This is a genomic window from Streptomyces sp. NPDC046805 (assembly GCF_040645355.1).
Lineage (GTDB): Bacteria > Actinomycetota > Actinomycetes > Streptomycetales > Streptomycetaceae > Streptomyces.
Window position 1 is genome coordinate 42,632 of sequence record NZ_JBEYYC010000001.1, and the last position, 20,850, is coordinate 63,481.

At 67.2% G+C, this 20,850-nt stretch carries 28 protein-coding genes; 1 reads left to right on the forward strand and 27 read right to left on the reverse strand.

The annotated features are described in order from the left end of the window. Nucleotides 1-4: 4 nt before the first annotated feature. The 17 genes from ABZ910_RS00200 to ABZ910_RS00280 all read right to left on the reverse strand — a co-directional run bounded on the left by ABZ910_RS00200 (nucleotide 5) and on the right by ABZ910_RS00280 (nucleotide 9,186). Nucleotides 5-388 carry a hypothetical protein gene (locus tag ABZ910_RS00200; protein ID WP_361356746.1) on the reverse strand — a complete coding sequence of 128 codons (384 nt, stop codon included), beginning with the start codon at nucleotides 386-388 and terminating at the stop codon, nucleotides 5-7. Beyond that, the gene (locus ABZ910_RS00205; protein ID WP_361356749.1) at nucleotides 381-770 is read right to left on the reverse strand and encodes a hypothetical protein; all 390 of its coding nucleotides are present in this window, start codon (nucleotides 768-770) and stop codon (nucleotides 381-383) included. Before ABZ910_RS00205 ends, ABZ910_RS00200 begins: the two co-directional genes overlap by 8 nt. Further along, nucleotides 767-1,126, reverse strand: coding sequence for a hypothetical protein (locus tag ABZ910_RS00210; RefSeq protein ID WP_361356752.1), 360 nt, complete (start codon nucleotides 1,124-1,126; stop codon nucleotides 767-769). The genes ABZ910_RS00205 and ABZ910_RS00210 overlap by 4 nt, the downstream gene beginning before the upstream one ends. After that, nucleotides 1,123-2,313, reverse strand: coding sequence for a hypothetical protein (locus tag ABZ910_RS00215; protein WP_361356755.1), 1,191 nt, complete (start codon nucleotides 2,311-2,313; stop codon nucleotides 1,123-1,125). Before ABZ910_RS00215 ends, ABZ910_RS00210 begins: the two co-directional genes overlap by 4 nt. A 207-nt stretch (nucleotides 2,314-2,520) precedes the next feature. Continuing rightward, nucleotides 2,521-2,709, reverse strand: a complete 189-nt coding sequence (locus tag ABZ910_RS00220; protein ID WP_361356758.1) for a hypothetical protein — start codon at nucleotides 2,707-2,709, stop codon at nucleotides 2,521-2,523. Then, a complete protein-coding gene (locus ABZ910_RS00225) occupies nucleotides 2,706-3,035 on the reverse strand; it encodes a hypothetical protein (protein WP_361356761.1) in 330 nt (109 codons plus the stop codon). Before ABZ910_RS00225 ends, ABZ910_RS00220 begins: the two co-directional genes overlap by 4 nt. Nucleotides 3,036-3,037: 2 nt before the next feature. Then, nucleotides 3,038-3,700 carry a toprim domain-containing protein gene (locus tag ABZ910_RS00230; RefSeq protein WP_361356764.1) on the reverse strand — a complete coding sequence of 221 codons (663 nt, stop codon included), beginning with the start codon at nucleotides 3,698-3,700 and terminating at the stop codon, nucleotides 3,038-3,040. A 14-nt stretch (nucleotides 3,701-3,714) separates the two neighbouring features. Beyond that, nucleotides 3,715-4,146: a CHC2 zinc finger domain-containing protein gene (locus ABZ910_RS00235; protein ID WP_361356767.1), complete on the reverse strand. Its 432-nt coding sequence runs from the start codon at nucleotides 4,144-4,146 to the stop codon at nucleotides 3,715-3,717. Continuing rightward, nucleotides 4,143-4,295, reverse strand: coding sequence for a hypothetical protein (locus tag ABZ910_RS00240; protein ID WP_361356770.1), 153 nt, complete (start codon nucleotides 4,293-4,295; stop codon nucleotides 4,143-4,145). The genes ABZ910_RS00235 and ABZ910_RS00240 overlap by 4 nt, the downstream gene beginning before the upstream one ends. Then, complete coding sequence (locus ABZ910_RS00245) at nucleotides 4,292-4,669, reverse strand: hypothetical protein (protein WP_361356773.1); 378 nt, start codon at nucleotides 4,667-4,669, stop codon at nucleotides 4,292-4,294. The genes ABZ910_RS00240 and ABZ910_RS00245 overlap by 4 nt, the downstream gene beginning before the upstream one ends. A 62-nt stretch (nucleotides 4,670-4,731) precedes the next feature. Further along, on the reverse strand, nucleotides 4,732-5,610 hold the full coding sequence (locus ABZ910_RS00250; RefSeq protein WP_361356776.1) for an AAA family ATPase: 879 nt from the start codon (nucleotides 5,608-5,610) through the stop codon (nucleotides 4,732-4,734). After that, complete coding sequence (locus ABZ910_RS00255; RefSeq protein ID WP_361356778.1) at nucleotides 5,547-6,020, reverse strand: deaminase; 474 nt, start codon at nucleotides 6,018-6,020, stop codon at nucleotides 5,547-5,549. Before ABZ910_RS00255 ends, ABZ910_RS00250 begins: the two co-directional genes overlap by 64 nt. A 74-nt stretch (nucleotides 6,021-6,094) precedes the next feature. Next, entirely contained in the window at nucleotides 6,095-6,532 is a 438-nt protein-coding gene (locus tag ABZ910_RS00260; protein ID WP_361356781.1) for a hypothetical protein, read from the reverse strand. Between the two features lie 76 nt (nucleotides 6,533-6,608). Then, nucleotides 6,609-7,088 carry a hypothetical protein gene (locus ABZ910_RS00265; RefSeq protein ID WP_361356784.1) on the reverse strand — a complete coding sequence of 160 codons (480 nt, stop codon included), beginning with the start codon at nucleotides 7,086-7,088 and terminating at the stop codon, nucleotides 6,609-6,611. A gap of 137 nt (nucleotides 7,089-7,225) precedes the next feature. Then, on the reverse strand, nucleotides 7,226-8,170 hold the full coding sequence (locus ABZ910_RS00270) for a hypothetical protein (RefSeq protein ID WP_361356787.1): 945 nt from the start codon (nucleotides 8,168-8,170) through the stop codon (nucleotides 7,226-7,228). Beyond that, nucleotides 8,167-8,469: a hypothetical protein gene (locus tag ABZ910_RS00275; protein ID WP_361356790.1), complete on the reverse strand. Its 303-nt coding sequence runs from the start codon at nucleotides 8,467-8,469 to the stop codon at nucleotides 8,167-8,169. Before ABZ910_RS00275 ends, ABZ910_RS00270 begins: the two co-directional genes overlap by 4 nt. A gap of 258 nt (nucleotides 8,470-8,727) precedes the next feature. Continuing rightward, nucleotides 8,728-9,186 carry a hypothetical protein gene (locus ABZ910_RS00280; RefSeq protein ID WP_361356793.1) on the reverse strand — a complete coding sequence of 153 codons (459 nt, stop codon included), beginning with the start codon at nucleotides 9,184-9,186 and terminating at the stop codon, nucleotides 8,728-8,730. 117 nt (nucleotides 9,187-9,303) lie between these two features. On the opposite strand from ABZ910_RS00280, the gene ABZ910_RS00285 reads away from it, so the two are divergent. Beyond that, complete coding sequence (locus ABZ910_RS00285; protein ID WP_361356796.1) at nucleotides 9,304-9,630, forward strand: hypothetical protein; 327 nt, start codon at nucleotides 9,304-9,306, stop codon at nucleotides 9,628-9,630. A 54-nt stretch (nucleotides 9,631-9,684) separates the two neighbouring features. Here the strand turns inward: ABZ910_RS00285 and ABZ910_RS00290 are convergent, their stop codons facing one another. From ABZ910_RS00290 to ABZ910_RS00335, 10 genes are read right to left on the reverse strand one after another with little or no spacing between them, the layout of a single operon-like run. Next, nucleotides 9,685-9,897 (reverse strand): hypothetical protein, encoded by a 213-nt coding sequence (locus ABZ910_RS00290; RefSeq protein WP_361356798.1) that lies wholly within the window; start codon nucleotides 9,895-9,897, stop codon nucleotides 9,685-9,687. Further along, nucleotides 9,894-10,712, reverse strand: coding sequence for a CHAP domain-containing protein (locus ABZ910_RS00295; protein WP_361356801.1), 819 nt, complete (start codon nucleotides 10,710-10,712; stop codon nucleotides 9,894-9,896). The genes ABZ910_RS00290 and ABZ910_RS00295 overlap by 4 nt, the downstream gene beginning before the upstream one ends. A gap of 19 nt (nucleotides 10,713-10,731) precedes the next feature. Next, complete coding sequence (locus tag ABZ910_RS00300; RefSeq protein ID WP_361358055.1) at nucleotides 10,732-11,070, reverse strand: DUF2746 domain-containing protein; 339 nt, start codon at nucleotides 11,068-11,070, stop codon at nucleotides 10,732-10,734. Further along, complete coding sequence (locus ABZ910_RS00305; protein WP_361356804.1) at nucleotides 11,070-12,344, reverse strand: tail fiber domain-containing protein; 1,275 nt, start codon at nucleotides 12,342-12,344, stop codon at nucleotides 11,070-11,072. The genes ABZ910_RS00300 and ABZ910_RS00305 overlap by 1 nt, the downstream gene beginning before the upstream one ends. Before the next feature lie 18 nt (nucleotides 12,345-12,362). Continuing rightward, nucleotides 12,363-12,749: a hypothetical protein gene (locus tag ABZ910_RS00310; protein WP_361356807.1), complete on the reverse strand. Its 387-nt coding sequence runs from the start codon at nucleotides 12,747-12,749 to the stop codon at nucleotides 12,363-12,365. A gap of 11 nt (nucleotides 12,750-12,760) precedes the next feature. Continuing rightward, nucleotides 12,761-14,380, reverse strand: coding sequence for a hypothetical protein (locus tag ABZ910_RS00315; RefSeq protein WP_361356809.1), 1,620 nt, complete (start codon nucleotides 14,378-14,380; stop codon nucleotides 12,761-12,763). Further along, a complete protein-coding gene (locus tag ABZ910_RS00320) occupies nucleotides 14,380-14,685 on the reverse strand; it encodes a hypothetical protein (protein ID WP_361356812.1) in 306 nt (101 codons plus the stop codon). Before ABZ910_RS00320 ends, ABZ910_RS00315 begins: the two co-directional genes overlap by 1 nt. A 3-nt stretch (nucleotides 14,686-14,688) precedes the next feature. Continuing rightward, on the reverse strand, nucleotides 14,689-15,903 hold the full coding sequence (locus ABZ910_RS00325; RefSeq protein ID WP_361356815.1) for a siphovirus ReqiPepy6 Gp37-like family protein: 1,215 nt from the start codon (nucleotides 15,901-15,903) through the stop codon (nucleotides 14,689-14,691). Next, a complete protein-coding gene (locus ABZ910_RS00330; protein WP_361356818.1) occupies nucleotides 15,904-16,743 on the reverse strand; it encodes a phage tail family protein in 840 nt (279 codons plus the stop codon). A gap of 22 nt (nucleotides 16,744-16,765) precedes the next feature. Beyond that, on the reverse strand, nucleotides 16,766-20,848 hold the full coding sequence (locus tag ABZ910_RS00335) for a hypothetical protein (protein ID WP_361356821.1): 4,083 nt from the start codon (nucleotides 20,846-20,848) through the stop codon (nucleotides 16,766-16,768). Nucleotides 20,849-20,850 lie beyond the last annotated feature (2 nt).

Sequence of the window (20,850 nt, forward strand, 5' to 3'; positions counted from 1 at the left end):
TCCGCTACAGCGGGCGGCCGGTCAGCTCGCCGAGCACCACGATCAGGCGCTTCAACGTGCCCGCGCTGTATGCCGCGAGGTCGGACAGCACCTTGATCTGGGCCGCCGTCTCCTCCGCGGTCGGCGCCGGGTTGGCGAGGAACGCCAGGCTCAGGTCGATGCGCTCGTCGAGGTAGGGGATCGCGGCCTCGGCCTGGATGCGCAGCCCGTCCAGGGCCCGGCGCTTGGCGACGCTCGCGATCTCGTCGTCGTTGAACGGGCGGGAGTAGACCTGCCCGTCGTCGGGGTTGCGCCAGAAGTACAGGCCGCGGTCGTTGTCCCAGAACTCGCGGGCGTCCTCGGTCATCTCCGCGGGCGGGGCGATCGGGGTGGGGGTGGTCTCACTCACTGGTGTCTGCCTCCAACTGGTCGTATCCGTCGATGTACTGGTCTCCGTTCAGCCAGGCCGTGACCTTGCCGACGGCCCGCTCGGTGGCCCGCTGCGCTCCGGACTTCTGCACCCCGCGCAGGGAGCCGATCTCCTCGTAGGAGTAGTCCAGGCCGTAGCGCAGGACGAGGGACTGGCGCTCGACGAGGGTGAGCTCGGTCCGCTTCCACGCCTGCTTGATGTCGGCGATGTGGACGAAGAGCGGGCTGCCCTTCTTCGGGTCCTTGTGGCCGCGCGGCATGTCCGCGTCGGGGGTCTGCTCGGCCTTGATGCCGTAGGCCGCCGCGCTGTCCCAGGCGGCCGGGAGGATGTGCTCGACGAGCGCTCGGTTGTAGCAGGTCACTCGGCCTCACCGAGGGCTTCGGCGTTGGCCTCGTAGGACACCTGCTTGCGGGCGTGGGTGGCCTTCGTCTTGAACTTGTCCCGCAGGATGCGGTAGCCGCGGAAGTTCAGGACGCCTGCGGGGTTGTCGGCCTCGGCCATCACCTCGCGCACCATGCCCGGCCTCTCGGCGAAGGCGAGCAGGAGCTCCTGCTCCATGTCCTCGCGCTCGACGACGCCGTCGTAGTCACGGGCGAAGGCGTAGGCCGCACTGCGGGCGGCTCCGGTCACTGCGGGGATCTCGATGACGGACCAGTCGACGCGCGCCTGCTCAGCGCTGTCGTAGGCGTTGGTCACTTCGATCAGGTTGAGCGTCACTTGCTTACTACCTCCTTTACGGGCACGCGCCCGTCCTTGGTCACGGCGACGATCAGTCCGGGGGCTCCGGTCGTGCCCTTGGCGTGGCGCCACCAGGTGGACTCGGACTCCATGGCTGGGGGCTGGATGAACGTGCGCCATCCGTCGGTGTCGAGGAACTCGTGGTGCAGGTGGCCGGCCAGGAGCAGGTCGACCAGGTGCATGGGCGATGCCTGGTTGAACGCCTGGCCCTTCCACCACTCGAAGTGCTTGCCCGGCCTCCACTGGTGGCCGTGGGCGTGGCCGACGACGGTGCCCGAGCACTCGACGACGACGATCAGCTCGTCGGTGTCGGGGACGTAGAACTCGACGTGGGCGAACCGGTCGGGGTTGAGCTCGGCGGCGTCCTTGACGGCGATCAGGGACTCGGTGTCGTGGCTGTCGTCGTAGCGGGTGACGCCCTTGCCGTTGATCCGGACGGCCTCGCCGTGGTTGCCGGGGACGGCGACCATCGTGAGCCGCGAGCACATCGGCGCGAAGAGCAGGAGCGCGTGGAGCATCACCCGGCGGGTGAGGCGGATCTGCTCGTTGAGGGTGAGCCGGGTTCGCCAGGTGTTGGCGCCGCCCTGCGAGACGAAGCCTTCGATGTGGTCGCCGAGCCAGGCGATGTGCACGTGGGCGATGGAGAACCGCAGCCGGTACTCGGCGAGGAGGCGGGCCGCCTCGTTCAGGCACTCGACCGTGCGGCGCAGGGTGCCCTCGACTCCGTCGCCGTCGATCTTGCCGAACTGCATGTCGCCGAGCAGCACGAGGAAGGTGTGCTCGCCGGCCTGCTCGTCGCGCTGGATGACGGGGCTGGAGTCGATCGCGGCCAGGAGCTCGTCGAGGGGGAGCCCACCCACCTCGGTCACACTTGCACAACGGGCGAAGGAGAAGCGCGTGCTCACGCCCGTGTCCCCGTTGGCCATCGTCCACTCCGAGGAGCGGAACCCGGTGACGGTCCACTCGGCAGGGTCCAGGCCCTGGCCGCGGAGCACGTCGGTCGCAGCCGACTCGGTCTGCTCGAACGTCTCGGCCCGGACGGTCACGTCCGCCGAGTCGCCCTTGACCTCGATCTGCCGGGTGAAGTCCTTGTCGGGATCGGTGGTCCGGACGGGGACCGCGGGGCCGACAGGCTTGGCGAGGAGTCCGTCAAGCAGCTCGCTCACTGGAGCCTCCTTCCTGCCGGAGTGCCCGGCGGTACGTGCGGATGGTGGTGGCGGACACGTCGTGCCCGTGGATGCGCAGGATGGATGCGAGCCAGTCGGCCGAGGTCTGGCCGATCAGGTGGGGGACCAGTGCCTCGCGCTCCTCGTCGGTCAGTACCGACCAGATGTCGATGAGGGTGGGGCCCGGCGTGCCGGGCAGTACGGCGCTCAGCCGAACACCCCCAGCTCCGAGGCCCAGAACATCGAGACGAGCTCGAAGGTCTCCTCCTTGGTGAAGCCCTCGGCGCGAAGCGAGGCCCGCAGGTCGCCCACGATGGAGGCGGCCCGCTTGGTGTGGGCGAAGTGGTCGATGACCGGCTCCGCCTCGACGACCTCGGGGAACTCCTCCTCGTTCACTTGCCGGCCTCGTCGATCTGCGCGATGCGGTCGAGGACGACGGCGCCGAGCTGGGTGAGCGAGTACCTGACCTCGACGTCGTTGAGGCCGGCCAGCGCCTCGAAGGCGAGCGACAGGAGCAGGGCGTCGAAGCTGCTGTCCTTGGCGTACTGGCGGCCCCACGCTGCGGACCGTCCGTCGTGGACCTGGGCCCGGCTGGCGGGCACGGGGGAGACGTCGAACTCGGTGATCTTCTTCGCCTCGGCCTTGACGTCGGCCAGGATGCGGGCCATCGGGTCGGGCTTGCGGGGCGCCTTCTTCGGCTGCGCGGTCACGGTCTCTGCCACTGTCAGTCCTCCTTCTTCTGGGCCAGGGAGAGCACGTGCTCGGCTCCGTGGGCCAGGTAGGTGTCGGTTACGTCAGCCTTCAAGCGCACCGCCTTGGCGGAGCGAAGCTGGCGGGTGATCTTGCCGGTGAGCTCGGCGCCCGCGTCGTCGGGGTCGGCCCAGGTCCACACGCGGTTGAAGCCTGCGAGCATCCGGCGGTGCCGGCCGAACCACATGTTGGCGCCGGGGATGGCGACCGCGTGCAGGCCGAGCTTGTTCAGGATGATCGCGTCGAGCTCGCCCTCGGTGACGTGGATCTCCTCGGCCGCCCGGTGGACGGCGCCCACGTTGAACATCCGGGGGATGTCGTCCTTGACCGTGTTGTACTTCCCGTGGAAGTAGTCGCGGTGGTTGTGCTCGCTCAGGCAGCGGAAGCGCACGGTGAGCGGCTGCCCGTCACGGCCGAGGTAGGGGATGGCGAGCATCCCGCGGTACTTCTCGTGGCCCGGAGCGGGGTCGGCGACGATCCCGAGCCGGAAGGCCAGGGCCTCGTCCCGCCCGATGCCTCGGGCCATCAGGTAGGCGGCGGTCTCGGCCGTCAGGTGCGCCTGGTAGGTGGCCACGGCCTCCTCCAGCATCTCCTTCTGGGACGTCGAGAGCGGTGTGAGCGGTTCGTGCTCGGCCAAGCTGGGTCTCCTCCTTACTTCCTCTTCCAGGCCGGCACGTAGCCGCCGCCTGGCTTCTGTCCGGGCTTCTTGCTGGCCGCCCGGTGGCCGCCTCCGTAGCGGCTGACGTAGCTGTCCTGCTTGGCGACCGCACCCTCTTCGAGGCCCTGCTCCTTGGCGTACGCCTTGATGTCCGGGAAGCTGAGCTGCTTGTTGAGCTGCTCGGCGTGGTACTCCTGGATCATCGAGAAGGAGTCGCCGCCCTTGCCGCAGGAGTGGCAGTTCCACAGGCCCTCGTCGAGCCGGTAGGACATGGACGGGGTGTTGTCGTCGTGGAGCGGGCACTTGGCCATGCCGGTGTTGCGCTGGTCGTTGAAGTCGACGTCGAAGTGGTGCATCACGGCGTCGAGGGTGGGCTTGCTGGTCTCACCGCCCGAGCGGTCGGAGTCGATGCGGTGGAACCTCACGGGTGGACCACTCCGTACGCCTCCTCGACGGCGAGGATCACGGTGAGGTCCGACTCCGGGTCTTCGATGTAGGCGAAGAACGCCTCGGTCTCGTCGTGCAGTTCGTCGAGCTCGGCCTGGGTCAGGTCGCCGCCCATGAACCCGATCACTTCGGGTCCAGCCCGAGGTAGTCCTCGACCGTGGTGAGCACGAACGCCTGGCGCCAGTTCTTCCCGCGCCGCTTGACGACCACGACCGACTCGACGTTCTCCAGGTCCAGGCCGCGATGCTTGGCGAAGTTCTCGCGCTCGACGATGGCCTGCCCGAGGAAGACACCCGGCTCGAACTTGGCGTTCTTCGCCTCGATCACCAGGTACTTGCCGTCGCCCTCGCGGATGACCATGTCGCCCTCGTCCTCGGCGCCGGCCAGTCGAAGGGACTCCACGTCGAAGCCCTCGCTGCGGAGGCCGTCACGCAGGTCGGACTCCCAGTCCGCGCCCTTGCGCTTGTTGCGCCGGTTCCGCGCCGCGATGCTGTTGCTCAACTTACACACCTCCGATTCGAATGGCCGGGCTGGCGCCCGGCTGAGTCTGCGACAGTATCACACTACGAGCCAAGGGACAACGCCACCTTGACCGGCGACCACTCCTCGGCCGGCTTGGCGGACGCGATGATCTCCCGCTTCTCCGCCTTCTTGAACCGCGTGTACTCCGGCTGGCAGATCATCGTCGCGTAGCGGCCAGCCGTCGGGTCACACGGGCCCATACGCTGCTTGATGCAGGCCACGTTGTAGGCCAGCGAGGTCGGGTCCAGAGCCACGGAGAGCGAGAGCTCGGGCTTCTCGGACAGGCCGCCCTTGACCTGGTCACGCGACGGGGGAGCCCACGGATTCGTCTTGGCTTCCCAGTTCTTGTCGCTCGCGTGGTGAAGGATGATCACCGTCGCGCCCGTGTGCCGGGCGATCTCGGTGCAGCCCTGCATCACGGCCATCTGCTCCGTGTAGTCGCTCTCAGCGCCCTCGAAGTCCATGAGGTTGTCGAACACCAGGACTTCCGGGTACCGGTCCCACAGCTCGACGTACGCCTCCAGCTCCTCGTCGACCGAGCGCCAGGAGATCGGCGAGCCGAAGCTGAAGGTGATGTTCGAGTCGGCCAGCGCGTCGATGTACGCCTGCCGGTACTTGCCGCCCTCCGCCATGCCGGCCTCGACCATCTCGGTCGTGTCCATCGTGGCCATGGACGCGAGACGGGAGCTCGCCGTGAAGGCACTCATGTCCGCGGAGAAGTACAGCGTCGGCAGATTCATCTGGGCCACCCAGAACAGGGCGAAGCCCGACTTCTGCGTGCCAGACCGGCCGGCCACCATGACGACCTCGCCATGCCGGGGCCGAACGCCCATCGCGTAGAGGTCGTCGAACGCCTCTACTCGCGGGAGCTCACGGCCGCTTGCAGCATGGAGCGCCAGGGACCTTCCGGGGGTGAGCACTTGCTGTCCTCCTCTCCACGGACGACGACGCGTCCGATACCTACGGCTTCGATCAGGGTCTGGCAGGCCGGGCACGGCTTGCGGGTGATGTAGAGCGTCGAGTCCTTCAACTCGTCGGGGTGGATGCCCTTGTCGAGCACGTCCCGGATCGCGTTGCGTTCGGCGTGGTCGGCCGCGCAGTTGGCGTAGTCGCTGTCCGGAGCACAGTCCTCACGAGACAGCCGTCCTCGCGGGCAGTTCCCCGCGGTCTTGCAGCCGGGGATGCCGGGCGGCAGGCCGTTGTAGCCCACGCCCAGAAGCCGCTTCCGGCGGTTCAGGATTACGGCGCCCACCTGGGAGCGCGTGCAGTCAGCCATCGTGGCGACCTCGGCCGCAATGCCGAGCGCCCACTCATCTCTCGAAGGTCTCACTCGACCCTCCCTCCTGCGGGCTGGCGCCCGCTCATCCCCTCCCCTCTCTCGCTCGCGACACTTACACAGTCAGATCAGTCGAAGTCGGGGGCGTCGGCGACGGCAGCCTCCGCGGCCTTCTCCCGCTTCTCGGCGTACGCGACGACCGCGTTGCGCACGGCCGAGTCGGTCACCGGACGCCACACCCACGCCGGGTGCGCGCCGGGCTTCTTCGGGGGAACCTGCTCCAGGCGCACGATCGTGGCGCCGCCGACGATGGTCTCCAGGTCACGGGCGAGGATGGTCTGCTCGATCCTCTGGCCCTTGGTCACCTCGGGGGTGCCGGCCTGGAGCGCTCCGCCGTCCTTGAAGACGGTCACGTCCGCGAGGACGGAGTCCTTCGGGCCGTTCGGGGTGGGGCGCTGACGCTCGAACTGGTGGACCTCGACGAGGATGGCCGGCGCGGTGAGGTTGTCCTTCGGCTTGAACCAGCCGCCGCCCTGGACCGGGATGTCGATGAGGTTGAGAGCCACTGTGTTGATCTCCTTCGTTCGTTGCCCACGCGGGCAGTTACGTTGTGATGTGAGGTGTTGGTACTGCGGTGCGCTCCTACTGGAGCGACTTGCCCTTCGCCTTCCAGGCCGCCATGACGGCGGGGTCAGCGAAGAAGGACTGGTTGCCGGCCCACAGCTTCTTCAGGCCGTCGACCGTGGTCTGCTTCTCGATCTCCCCGAGGATGTACGCGTTGGGGTCTTCCTTCTTCTCCTCGGTCACACTTGCACTCCCCGGCCAAGGGCCGGAGGACTGCGCAGCCGAGGCCGCCGCCCACGGGTCGTCGGTGGGCTTGGCCGGTACAGCGGTCTCCTCGACCACCGTGGCACCCAGGGCCGTAGCGATGAGGCCCTTGCCGTGCGCGATCTGCGTCGCGTTCGTGACCACGCTGCTCAGGCTCAGGCCGACCTGCGTGGCCGGGTCCATCCCGAAGAAGTCCAGGATGTCCGCCCTGATCTCCCCGGTCGTCCCGCGGAACACCGCCCAGGTGGCGTCGTGTCCCTTGTCGTACTTGATCGTGACGCTCAGTTCGCTCACTGTGTGCCGTTCTCCTCTCACTCGCTGTCGTCGCCTACCGTATCACCGGTGTGCAACCTTCGCAACTCCGTGCCCCGAGGTCGCCCTCGTTGACGTTGTCCAACTTACACACTCTCGGGATTGAAAGCAACCCGAGGTCATGTGTGCTGCGTCACGAAGGGCTTCATTGCACCCTTCGTCGACCGCGCCTTGCGGATCGTGAGCGCGAGCTGGGCCAGTGCCCACCCGATGTTCAGGTCGACCCAGTACAGCGCGCACGTCCCCGTGCCAGCCGGCAGGTGGACGATGATGCCCCAGTCCTGGTTCACGGGAGGCAGCGGCGAGTAAGCCTCGGCCGCCTGCTCTGCTGTGAACTCGGTCTTCTTCCAGGCGGCGAAACCCCTGCTCTCCGAAGGGTCCACCGGGAACCTGGTGTGGTCGTACAGCTTGCCGCGGGAGTACACCGCGAGCTGCGATGCCATCTTGAGCTTGCCGTACTCGATGCTGCCGGTCTTGGTGTCGGTGATGAAGTTGCCCTTGATCGGCTTGCCGTCCGGGCCGGGCCCGTCGTAGTACGACAACCGGTCGAAGGTCCCACCCACCGACAGCTCGGGCACCGCGACGAACTGCTCGATCGCGACCACCGTGAGCACGGACGTGGCCATCATGTACGCGGCCATGTCGTCCAGGTCGGCACCTGAGATCGCCTTGGGCAGGGGGTCACCGCGGTCCACGTACTCCGACAGGTCGTGCAGGTAGGTGCCCTTGCGCGACTTCTCGTTCGCCCCCGCTGCGTCCTTGGCCTGCTCGGTCAGGGCGTTCAGCTTCTTCTTGTCGGCGCCGTCCTCGGGGTCCAGGAGGCGGGCCTGCTCAAGAAGGTCGGGGCGGTTGGCTGCTCCGATCAGGACCATGCGGCCCTGCCAGTCGATGAGGTTCGACTTGTCCTCGATGCAGTCGATGAACGTGGTGGTGCGGGTGTGGCCCTTCGGCTTGCCGCCGGCCTCCGGCACGATGAGCGGCCGGCCCCAGCCGTCGCGCGGTACCGAGAGGTTCGGGTGCAGAGGCTTGGGCGCCTGCGGGATCTCGATCAGGTTCAGGGTCAAGCGGCCACCACCCGAAGCAGCGGCTCAGCAGCCGCCCTCGGTGCCAGGTAGATGCGTATCGTCTCGTCGTCCACGAACTCCGGGTCTCCTTCGTCTTCGTCCATCAGTTCGAATCCATGCATACGCGCAAGCGTCAGCACTTGCCTCATCACGCTGGGCCTGTGGTCCAGCCTGGCATCGATGTGCCAGTCGTACTCAGGGTCATTCACGACCAGTTTGATCTGGCCGTCAGCCGAGGTGAACTCGCCGACCCACCCTCCGTCATCAGGAGTGGTGCCGTCCCCCTGGCGGTAGTCCATCTACCAGACCTCCTCATGTGCAAGTGTCGCTGACTTGATCCATCCAACACGGCAGTAACTGGAATGTCAACATCCAATTACCGACAAGGTGCACACGGCACCCACAATTTTTTCACATACTGAACAGGAGACTCCGGAGGGGAAGCAAAGGTTGTAACCGCAAAGTACAGAATCTTTGAAGGTTCACATGGTCTTGTACCCTTGGAATGCGAAGAGCCCCCCGCAGTTCGGATGCGGGGGGCTCTCGTCGGTGGTGGATCAGTCACGATCCGCGTTGGGACGCGGTGTCGTCTTGAGCTTTGGCTGGTGGATGAGGTCATCGTCGCCCTCCTGGCGGGGGACGTAGAAGAAGCCGTCCTCAGTCTCCGGGTCGTAGTGGACGACCGCGTCCTCCTCCTTCAACATCTCCTTCCAGTTCTTGAGCCGACCCTCGTCGGTCTCCGTCAGATCCTTGCCGGCGCGGCGTCGAGCCTCCGCCCGGAGCATCGCGAGCGGGTAGGCCCAGCGGTGCTCCTCCTTCACGAACCAGGGGATGAGCTCGTCATCCCGGACGATCCGCCGGTCCAGCCCCCGGCGTCGCCGGAAGTTGCCCCACATCGACGAGACGGTGTCGATGTTGTATTTGCGTTTGTACTCTTCGATCATCCACTGGTAGGTCTTGCCTTCCTCGAACCAGCGGATGACCTCCGACTCGTCCACGATCTTGCGCTTACCCATGTGCCTCCTCGCTCCGGGTGATCTTGCTCTGTAACACTTCCACAGTACCGCAGCACAGTCAACACTGCACAGGTATTGTGGGTAAGAACAGCGCAAGGATCACACCGGGAGGGCAGCATGAAGATTCAGGTTGTCGCGTGCGACGTCGACCAGCAGGTGCCGGCCAAGACGTACACGATCGAGGTCAGCGACGGCCGGAAGATCTCCAAGGATCTGTGTGAGGAGCACGCCGGATACCTGGAAGACCTGCTCGAAGAGCTGGAGGTCAGCGGGGATGAGAGCGAGCCGGAGCCCGAGCCCGAGGCGGCCCCCACGGTGCCGGTCAGGCGAGCCGCCGCCAAGAAGGCCCCGGCCAAGAAGACGGCAGAGAAGACCGCGGTGCCCGCTCGTCGCCGGGCGAAGATCACCAGCTTCGCGGAGATCGAAGCCAGCAAGAACCAGTAGTGACACAGACACAAAGAGAGCCCCCGCCAGCCATCAGGCCAGCGGGGGCTTCTCTCATTCCGAGTCGGTCTGCTCGACGAACCCGAACGCGGTCAGCGCCTGTATGACGAGGGCGACCTGCGGGTAGTCGGTGCCGAAGTAGGTGGCCAGGGACAGAGCCACACCGATGACCGCCGCGACGAGGCCGGCCTTGGACTTGTACTTGGTGGGCAGGGCCCCGGCGATGCGCGCCAGGCCCTTGCTCGACACCTTCGCGTGGCGACTCACTTGACGCCCGCCTCCTTCTGGAGCTCCTTGAAGCCGGACGGGCCGATCTTCGGGTCGTAGGAGACGCCGGCCGTACGGAACTGCGGGTTCTTGTTGTGGAACCGGGCGACCGCCTTCTGGGTCTCGGGACCGTAGAAGGTGCTGTACGCGCCAGGGATCGGGCCGTAGCCGGCCTTCACCAGGAAGTGCTGGAGATCCTTCACCTGGGCGTGCGTGGCGCCCGGCTTCACCGCAGCGTTCAGCGCGACGAGCTTCGAGGCCGCGGGCTTGGCCGGGGTCTTCACCGGGGCCGGGGCCGCCTTCGGCGCCTGGTCGGCGTACTTGGGGTCGGCCGACTTGATGCCCTCGCTGAACTCGGGGTAGCCGTAGCCGTACACGCTCGCGCGGGTGCGCTTCTTCGCGTAGACCCCGTCGCCCTCCGCGCTCCCGGACGTGTTGGTGTTGCCCTCGTACGTGTAGATGTAGCTGGCGTCGTAGTCGTAGACGATGCCGGTGTGCGTGCCGCCGCCCGCGCCCAGGAAGAACTGCGCGCCGATCGCGGGGTACTCCGAGAAGCGGCCCTTCTTGCGGTACCAGGCGACAGCCGTCTCGCAGCCCGCGGTCTTCGGGTACAGGCTGGCGATGCCGGCCTTGTCCGCGCACCAGGCGACGTACACCGCGCACCACGGGTAGTCGAGGCCGTCCGTGCCGTAGCCGGGGATCTTGCCGTACCAGATGTTGTACTTCGAGCCGTTGACCCAGTGGCCGTCGGCGTACTTCTCGTGGGTGCCGACCTCGGCCTTGGCGATCGAGAGGATCTTGGTGGGGTTGCTCACTGCTGTGTCTCCTTCGAGGTCAGGCCGCGGTCGCGGCCACGTGTTCGTCGAGTCGTTCGGCCACGGCGAGGCGCTCGCGGCGTTCGTGGGCGATGTCCTCGCGCAGGGCCAGGAGGTCGCGGCTGTGCCGCTCCTGGCCGTCGATGACCCGGTCGAGCCGGTGCATCACGGAGTCGAGGTCGTCCCGGAGGTTGGTGCTGTGCGTGTTCGCGACGTGGTCGCGCGCCACTTGCACGTTCTCGCGCACTTCGGTCATGGCGTTCGCCTGGCGCCGCATCATCTCGATGAGGACACCGACGACAGCGACACACACGGTGCCGCCCGTCGTCACCAGCGCCACTTGCACACTCGGTTCCATCACGAGGCCAGCGCCTCCAGGCGAGCCAGGCGCGCTTCGAGGTCTTCGATCTGCTTGGCCTGGCGCTGCACGACCGGGACCAGGGCGACCCCGAGCAGGTCGTACCGCAGGCCGTCGACCTGGCCGTCGAGGTAGTTGACCAGCCAGCCGAAGCCGGCCGCCTCGGTCTCCTCCGCGATCAGGCCGACCTCATCCTTGCGTCCCTCGCGGACGGTGCCGTCCTCCCGCTCCACGTCCTTGCGGTCGTAGATGACCGGGCGCAGCTTCAGTACGTCATCCGGGTCGATCGCGAAGTCCCGTACGTTTTCCTTGAAACGTACCGATGACGTATTGCGGGCGAAGGTGCCGTCACCCTCGACCCACACCGCGTAGTAAGTGCCCGACCCGGACACCGAGTTGGCGTGCGGCTTCTTCGAACCGTTCGCCCAGGAGATCGTGTCGCCCGACTCCAGGTAGCTGGAGTGGGAGTGCGAGGCCGGGGTGAAGGTCGTCGGCTTCGAGGTGATCGAGGACCAGGTGTGCGAGTGGGTGGCCGGGGTGAAGGTGCTCGGCTTGTCGCTGATGTCGGCCCACAGGTGCGAGTGAGCGGACGGAGCGAACGTCGTGGGCTTGCCGGTGACGTCGGTCCACGGGTGCGTGTGCGCCGCGGGGACGAACGTGGCCGGCTTGTTGACGACGGCCAGCCAGTCGATCGCCTGGGTGAGGTTCGTCCAGGCCGTGCCGCTCCAGAACTCCCAGGTGGTCGTCGACTGGTTGTAGCCGAGGCGTCCCATGCGCGGGGAGTCGGGCCGGGTGTCCGTGGTCCAGGCGCCGACCGAGGCGCCGAGGAACTTGCGCTCGCCCTGCACCGAGGCCGCGGAGATCGAGGTGACGTTCGCGCCGACCGTGACCTTGGCGAGCGAGAACTCCCAGACACCTGTGTCCGTCTGGGTCAGCGCCGGGGGAGTGGACGAGCCGGCCGTGCCGGTCTTCACCGCGAGGGTGATCGAGTTGGCGGTCGGGTCGAGCTTGAGGACCACGCGGTCCACGCGGGAGGACGTGCCCGCGGCTGCGATGGTCAGCACCTCGGTCGCCGTCGAGTACACGGCATGGCCGCGCACGATCGCGAAGCCACCGCTGACCTTCACGGTCATGCCGGTGCCGTCTGCGTAGGTGGAGAAGCCGCCGCCTCCCACGGTGTCGGCGACGCCCGTGGTCTGGAACTCCCGGAACAGGCGGGAGTAGTCGGTCTCGGTGACAGCCTGGCTGTCGAAGGGGTAAGACGTGATCGCCACTTGGCGGGCCTCCTTGGGTTACAGGACGAATGCGCCAGAGCAGCGGATCGTCTCGCCTACGTTCAGGCTGTACGTGTTCGTGGTCCGGATGGTGACTGCGCCGCCGGCCTCGACGTCGCACTCGCCGTCCGCGTAGCCGGTCGAGTAGATCGCCGTGACCGTGCGGGCCGGGCGGTACCCGGCAGGCAGAGTGGCGATGACGACGTCGGCGAGGTTGTACGGGGCGGTCGAGCCCGCGTCGAACTTGGTGGTGATGGCCAGGTCGAAGGCGAACGAGCAGACCCCGTTGATCTTCCTGGCCTGGAAGTTGTTGACCGTGACGCCGGAGCCTGCGGTCAGGCCGCTCGTGACGACCGTTGGGGTGGCGTCCGGGGCGACCGGGGGCGGGTAGAGCGACGCTCCCACTTGCACACTCCTTACGCGAGGGCGACCCAGAAGCGGATCGGGTCGCGGACGAGGTTGGCGATGGTGATGGTCGACGGCGCCGAGGTGGCCGACGTGGTGTAGCTCGCGTGCCGCCATACGGTCACGCCGTTGCCCATCACGGACTGGCAGGTCGAGGCGCTCTCGTAGCGGGCCAGGGCCGGGCCGTCCACCGGGGAGGCGGTGTAGTTGAAGCGCCAGAGGACGTAGTACACGCCGGGCGCCAGGGTGACCGACGACGTCAGGGGCGAGCTCGACCAGCCACCACCAGCGAGGGACTGGGTGGCCGGCTTGTACGTCGTGGTGGACATGTCGCCGGTCGCGGCCTTCAGCGTCCCGGCCGTGTCGTAGATGCCGGCCCAGGAGCCGGTCAGCAGGCCGCCCGAGTAGCCCATCATGTGCCACACGATCTTCGAGATCGTCATGGACCGGTTGATGTAGATGCCCGTGAGGCGGCCCGAGCCTACGCCCGAGTAGTCGGAGCCCGAGTTGCAGTAGTCCGGGTCGCCCGCCCACGCCTTCACGCCCAGGGCCTCGGGCGTGAACCCGGAGGGGACCGAGGGATCGGGGAGCTGAGCGATCGGAACCTTCGTGCCGGAGTCGAGCGAGGCAACACCCGAGGCGGCGCCGACCGAGGAGGACGGGACAGCCGAGACGTCGGACGCCGTCAGCGCAGCCGCGCCGGTCTTGCCGTTCACCGAGGTGACCGGAGGGTTCTGGACGACGACGACCGTCTGGTCCTTCTGCCGGACCTTGAGCACGCCGCCCTCGACGTACATCACCACGCCCTGCGGCGCAGAGCTGGGGACGGTCGTGGCCTCGGCGATGGCGAGCACGCTGCCCGAGCCTCCGCCGAACGTGCCGGACGCGCCGACGCGCAGGTTGGGGAAGGTGCTCGTCGAGCCGGCCGTCAGGCTGCCCCCGAGCGTGAGGCTGCCGGTCGAGGTGCCGTCCGCGTTGGACGGCAGGGCGTTGACGTCCGAGGCGGCCAGGACGACCGCGCCGGTCTTGGTGTTGACCGAGGAGACAGCGCCCGCGCCTCCGGCCCCGACCTGAAAGACGGTGCCGTCTGCCTGCTTGATGTAGGGCAGGCCGGCCTTCGAGTACAGGAAGACACCGCTCGTCGTGGTGGCCGGATCGGCGGTGATGTCGCGCAGGCCGAGCGCGCCGGCCGAGGTGACCTGGGCGCTGCCGTGGTGCGTCGTCGTGCCGAAGGTGATCGTGCCGTCCGAACGCCGGGCGTGGATGACGGTCTTGTTGAACGTGCCGTCGTCGTTGCGGGCGGACAGGCGGAAGTCCGAGCCGGCACCCGTGCCGTCCTCGGCGACGTCGTCGACCTGCGCCTCCCAGCGGGAGACAGCGCTGCTCATCCAGCGGAAGACGCGGTAGTTGCCCGGCGCCTTGTCGACGCTCAGGTACGTCGCCGCCACGGTGGCGTTCGCGTTCGAGGGCAGGGCGTTGACGTCGGCCGCGGTCAGCGTGATGCTCGCCGCGCTCTTGCCGTTGACGGACTGGACGAGGCCGGCCGCACCAGCCGGACCGGTAGCACCGGCTGCGCCGGTCGCTCCGGTGAAGCCGGAGATGGCAGGCTCCGGGATTACGGAGAAGCCCATCAGGCTGTCACCTCCACTCCGCTGATGAAGTACGAGCAGGTGGTGGAGCTGCCCTGGATCTTGACCGTGTCGCCCGCATCCATCACCTGGGAGATGTCCAGGGTGAAGATGCCGTTCGCGGGGAGCGAGGTGTTCGGGATGATCGACAGGCCGGCGAGCTGGAGCAGGATCGTCGCCGCGCTCGTGCCGGAGTTCGTCACCACGATGTTCGTGACGATCGTCGTCGTGGCCGTCGGCACGGTGTAGATGCTGGTAAGGGTCGTCGAGGTGTTACCTCTGGACAGACGCTTCGGCGTGTTCGCCATCGGTTACCACACCCCCATGATGTGCATGATCTGATCGCTTGCGGACGAGCCGCCGCCCGTCGAGCTGGTCTCCAGCGCGGACAGTCGGGTCTCGGTGTTGGTCACGCGCTTGTTCAGCGCGGCGCTGGCGTCGAAGCCGGTCGGGTCGCCCAGGAGGGCGCCGAGCTTGAAGCCGTCCCGGTCGGCCTTGATGACGTAGCCGGTGACGGTGGACTTGAGCTCCTGGTCGTCGACGATGACGACGAGCTGGTCACCCAGCCCCCACTCCTTGCCGAAGCGGGCGGTGCTGTCCTCCATCGGTACGACCTGGACGTTGACCGCGGTGAAGCCGGAGTCGGCCAGGGCCTCGTCGCCGGCCTGCTGGAGCTCGGCCCAGTCGGAGGTGTTGCGCTGGTCGATGAACGACTCGATGCGCCGGCCCCACTCGACCTCGGCGGCGACGGACTCGTCGGTGTCCGCTTCGAGGAACTGCCGGTCGGTGAGGTCGCCCTGGCCCGCGACGATGGCGCGTGTGAGGCCGGGCGGGGAGATGCCGACCTTCTGTCCGGACAGTGTCCCGTTGCGGACGTCGAGCCGGACGAAGGCGGTGCGGTCGGTGAGCGCGTACGTCTCGAAGACCAGGTTGCTGCCGCGCTGCACGACCCGGAAGCCGAGGCTGCCCAGGAGGGCGATCTCGGTCAGCAGGTTGCCGAGCACGGGGAACCGGGCGGACTGGCTGATGATCGGCCCGCGCGCTCCGTCGGCGCCCATGATGAGCCCCGTCTTGCGCCGGGCGGCCGGTGCTGCCGGACCGATGTTCGCGTTGACGTACGCGTGCATGACGGTCTCCACCACACCGGAGCGGTCGTCATGCGCCTGTGTCTGACTGGTGGCGTCAGCGTTTGACGGCTGGGGGTAGGCCAGTGCGTCAGCCAGGATGACGGTGTCAGACACGCCCTCGAAGGACACCGTGCCCGCAGGGTCGGTAGGCGTCGAGGAGAACTCCGACGTGACCATCGGCCCGGACAACAGGACGTCATCCGGGCCGGTCACGATGAGGCCCGAGCCGGGCGTCCGGAGCGTGTCACACAGTGGGTGCTCGGACGCCAGGCTCAGCTTCCAGGAGCCGAGGTTGTTGAAGTTGTCGGTGAGTTCGAGGACCAGTTCCTCGGGGCGGATGATGCCCCGACGGGTCAGGCCCTTGTCACGCACCTCGACGGTGATGTCTTGCAGGCGCACTCAGATCACCATCCACTTCCGGGGATACCAGGAGCAGGTGATCTGCGAAGCACTGGTGGTGTTGGACAGAGACGCACCCGCGGTGGAGTCGCCGGGCTCCACGGTCCAGAAGCGTGGGGCGGTGTCCAACAGGTCGTACCGGTTGGCGCCGGTCCCGTCAGTCACCGTCCCCTTGCGGGTGTCGATGACCAGCTTCTGGGCGGAGGTCAGGGTGCCGTTCCACTTGATCACCTCACCCGTGGGCGAGGTCGCGATGAAGTGGTCGCCGGGGCCGCGGACCTCCCACACCGGATACGCCGGAGCGTCGCCCGTGTTGGTCAGGTCGATCGAGCCGATCGCCTGCGACGGGGCGACCGTCATGGTCACCAGCGCCGACAGGAACGGGGCCGCGGTGCCGGCGCCGGAGATCGTCCGCACCTGCTGCTGAGAGCTGGTGAAGTACGGGTCGCCGGCCCGCAGGGTGAGGACCGTCTGGAACTCGTTCTTGCCGATCGTGTCGCCGCCGTAGGTGTACTCGCCACCCCCGACGCGCCACACGTCCGTGGCCCACTGCGTACCGTCCTCGTCCTGGAGGACCAGGGAGCACCCCCCGGCCAGCACGAGTGCCAGCCGGGAGAGCTTCGCCTGGAGGTCGCCGCGGTCGAGCGCCAGGATCTCGATGGGTATGTCGATGTCCCTGGTCTGGACTCTGGTCCCTCGGAAGACGGCGCCGTCCCCGGCGCCTTCCAACCACTGCACTGACACGGGCGGCAGGCCCAGGCCAGTCACACCGGACTTGGCCTGGAACCCGATCCCGAGCTCGTCGATCTCGTTGAGGTCGACCGTATCCGCGCCGCTCACGAGCAGGAGCTTTGGCACACTTTCACCATCCCATCCGGGCTCGGTTGGCGGCGGCGAACAGGTCTTCCTCGGTGCCGAGGGAAGAGCCGGGTGCCGCGTAGTAGTTGAGAACCTTCGAACTGCCTCCGGTCGAGGAGCCGGACCCCAGGGCGCTGCCCACCGCGGAAGCGATGTTGCGTGCCGTGGAGTTGGTGGTCTGGCCGATCATGAGGCTGTCCTCCACCGCCGCAGCGATGCCGGCCTGCTCGGACAGCAGACCCTTGCGGAAGCCCTGGCCGACGTAGGCGCCGATCTTGGCCAGCACCCTCGACGGGCTGTGGATGCCGAGCGCCTTCTTGATGGCCTTCACCATCGAGTCCGCGATCTTCAGCATCTGGGATTCGATCTTGTCGGCCTGCGACTCCAGACCCTTGACCAATCCCTCAGCCATGTGGATGCCGTTGTCGTACATCACCTGGGCCGCGGTGTTGCCGACCTTGGTGGCCGCCGCGTCGAGCTGCTTCTCCAGGTCGTTGACCGAGTTGACGCCCGCCTGGCCCGCGTTGAGGATCGCCTCGGCCGCAGCCATGCCGGCCTCGGGTCCCGCCTGCGCGAGCTGGTCGAACGTCGTCGCGTTCAGCCCGAGCTTCTTCAGCTTGGCCAGGACGTCAGCGAAGTGCTTCGTCTGGGCGACAGCCTGCTTGAGCTGCTCGATGATCCCGGTGAAGCCGCCCTCCATGTTGGTGACGTTGGCGTCATCAACGATCTTCTGGGCGACCTGCGCGGCGTAGTCGGCCTTGGCCTGCTTCAGATCCGCGAGGGACTTCTTGGCGTCGTCGAGCTTCGCCTTGATCTTGTCGTACGAGGCGAGCAGCTTGTTCAACTGCGCCTGGTCGGACTTGACCTTGGCGGTCACGCTCTTGCTCAGCTTCGCCTTGCCGATCAGGTCCGTCAGTCCGGTCAGGGACTTCTTGACGTTGTCGTACTGCGACTCAAGGCCCTTGATCAGACCCTTGATGATCACGACACCGGCGTTGTAGAGAAGGACCTTGTCCTTGGGGAGCGGGCCCTTCCAGTCCGTCAGCTTGTCGGTGAGGCTGCCGAGCTTGGACTTCACCGCACTGAACATCGAGCTGATGCCGGAGATGAAGCCCTTGATCAGCTCCTTACCGGCGGACAGCAGAGTCGAACCGAGCGAGCCCAGTGCGGACTTCGCCTTGCCGGGCAGCTCCTTGATCTTGGTGACGGCCTTGCCGATCCACTCGGAGATCGTGGAGACCAGCGAGCTCAGCTTGGCCGAGGCCGTCGTCTTGATCGAGTTCCAGCCGTCCACGAAGAACTTCTTCATGGCCGACAGGCCGTCGAGGACGAGCTGCTTGGCACCCGAGAAGAACAGGCGGAAGTAGCCGGTGACGGCCGACCATCCGTCCGAGAAGAACTTCCCGATCGCCTTCATGCCGTCCAGGGCCAGGCCCTTGGCGCCGGTCATGAAGAGGCTGAAGTACCCACGGATCGCCGCGAAGGCTCCCGTGAACAGCTCGGTGACAGCCTTCCACCCAGCCTCGAACAGTGCGCCCAGGCCCTTCATGGCCTTGCCCGCAGCGCCGAGAATGCCGACGTTGAAGAAGAACTCCAGCGCGCCGAGGATCACGTCCCAGACGCCGTGCAGCATGTCGACGATGCCGTTCCAGATCTGCATCGCGTCGTCGCCGAGCTTGCTCCAGTTGCCCGAGAACAGGTCGACGAAGAGCTGGAACCATCCGGAGACGTACTCCCACAGGCCGACGAAGTACTCCTTGAGTCCTTCGAGGACCAGGCCCACGCCGTTGATGGCGGCGACCAGGGCGCCGGCCAGCAGCTCGACGATGAACTGGATGACCGGTACGAGGATCGGCATCAGGAAGTTCACGACCGCGAGCAGCGCTTCGAGGAACGGCTGGAGCGCCTCGACCACACGCTGGACCGCGTCAGCCAGGGGCGGCAGAACCGACTGGATGACCTCGGACAGCATGGGCAGAAGCGGGGTGATGACGGCCGAGATGATCTGAAGCGCGACCGCGATGAGCGGCTGGAGCGCCGACATGACCTGGCCGAGCGCGTCGGCGAGGACCGGCAGGATCGGAGCCAGAGCGTCCATGAACGCCTTGGCCAGCGGCATGGCCGCCTGGAGAAGCTGCTGGAAGATCGCCGCGATCGGGGGCAGGAGCTGCCCGAGAAACTGGAACGCAGCGCCCAGCATCTGACCGACGACCGGGACCATCTGCTGGATGACCGGCGCGAGCGCGTTGAACGCCTGCGTCAGTGCACCACCCAGGAGCTGGATGATCGGGGCGAGCTGCGGGACGAGCTGCGAGAACGCACCCGCGAGCGGGATGATCGCCGCGGAGATGAGCTGCGCGAACACGGGCAGCGCCGTACCGACGATCGAGAGGATCGCGCCGAGCGCCTGGCCCAGCGGAGCCATCGCGGGAGCGAGAGCCGTCACCGCGCCGTCGAGGCCGGTGAACAGGTTCTTGATGCCGTCAGTCACGGCCGGCTGGGCGAGCGCCTTGGCGACAGCGCCGAGCGCCGTACCGATGATCTCGCCAGCCTGCGGCAGGACCGTGGTCATCAGGCCGCCGAGCTCGGTGAAGAGCTGCTTGACGGCAGGACCCGAGCGGCCGGCGATGTTGTTCATCGCGACGTGCGCCGCGTTGAACACGTCCACCAGGCCGGACTGGAAGCCGGGGGAGTCGACCGTCTTGTGGATGGCTGCGAGCGCATCGTTCAGCGAGCCCAGCGACGTACCGCCCGCCTCGGTCGCCGCCTGGGCGACGCCGGACAGAATGCCGTACGTGTTGTAGAGGACGCCGCCGAGATCCTTCAGGGCCTGGATGCCCTCGTCGATCTCGGCCTTGATGCCGTTCTCGCCCTTCTTCTTCAAGAAGTCGGCGAACTGCTTCGAGATGTTGACGAACCACTGCGAGAGCTGCGGCAGGTAGGAGGTGCCGACCTTGCCGAGGGTGGCGATGATGTCGGCGAACGCCTGCGTCCCGCCGGTCGCGATGGTGATCGAGCTCGACAGGTCGTCGAACATCTGGCCCATCGCGGGGGACAGGGACGTCCCGAGGTTCTTGGCGAACGAGCCGAAGAATCCGCCGAGTTCGGTGGCCGTGTCGGCAACACCCTTGCGGAAGGCCGGCAGGAGGCTGTCGACCATGCTGCGGATCGGTGCCTCGGCCTTGGCCCAGAAGTTCGTGCTGATCGTGTTCTGGAGATCCGAGAGGGTCTGCTTGACCTCGGGGATGACCTTGTTGAAGTCCTTGAACGCGGCGATCGTGACGCCGAGTCCGACCGCGAAGCCGCCCATCAGGCCGGGCAGCAGGGCGACCGTCGGTCCGATCTGAGCGAGCGAGGCCGACAGGGCGAAGAGGTTGCTCGCGCCTGCGAGGGCCACGCCTGCGAGGCCGGCGATGGCCGTGGCCATCGTGCCGATGATCGGGACGGAGCGGTCGAGGTTGGAGAGGAACTCGCCGAACTCGCTGAACATCTTGTTCAGCACGCGGGCGCCGGACAGTGCGGCCAGCGCGGTAGCGACCTTGGCGACCGCGGCGTTGTTCAGCTCGGGGACGATCGAGACCTTGCGGGGCCGGGTCAGGACACCCAGGCGGGCCGAGGTGGTGGCGTTGCTGACGGCCGACAGGTCCGGCTGGATCGTGATCTTTTGCGGGGAGTTGTTGTCCCGCCACTTCTTGAGCTGGTGCGTCATCTCGCGCAGGGACTCTTCGCTGATCTTCAGCTTGATGTCCCCGGCGTCGAGCTCCGACTGGAGCTGCACCTTGTCGCCGGTCTTGGCCTTGTCGCTGTACTTCCGGATCGCCTTGGCCAGCTCGCCGGACATGGTGCTCGTGTCGATCCGGGTGTAGATCTTGACCTTGCGCGCATCCGACTGCCGGTTGCGCTGGCTGATCTTCGAGACCTCGGTGAGCAACTGGCGCTCGAAGCCGGTCATGTTGGGCACGACCTGGACCTCGACCTTGAGCCGCTTCTCCTCCCTGTCCAGCTCCTTGCTCGCCTGTCTGCGGAAGTCACTGGTGTCGGGGAGGACGCGGACGCTGACGCGTCCGATGACCTGGCCCTGGGGCATCG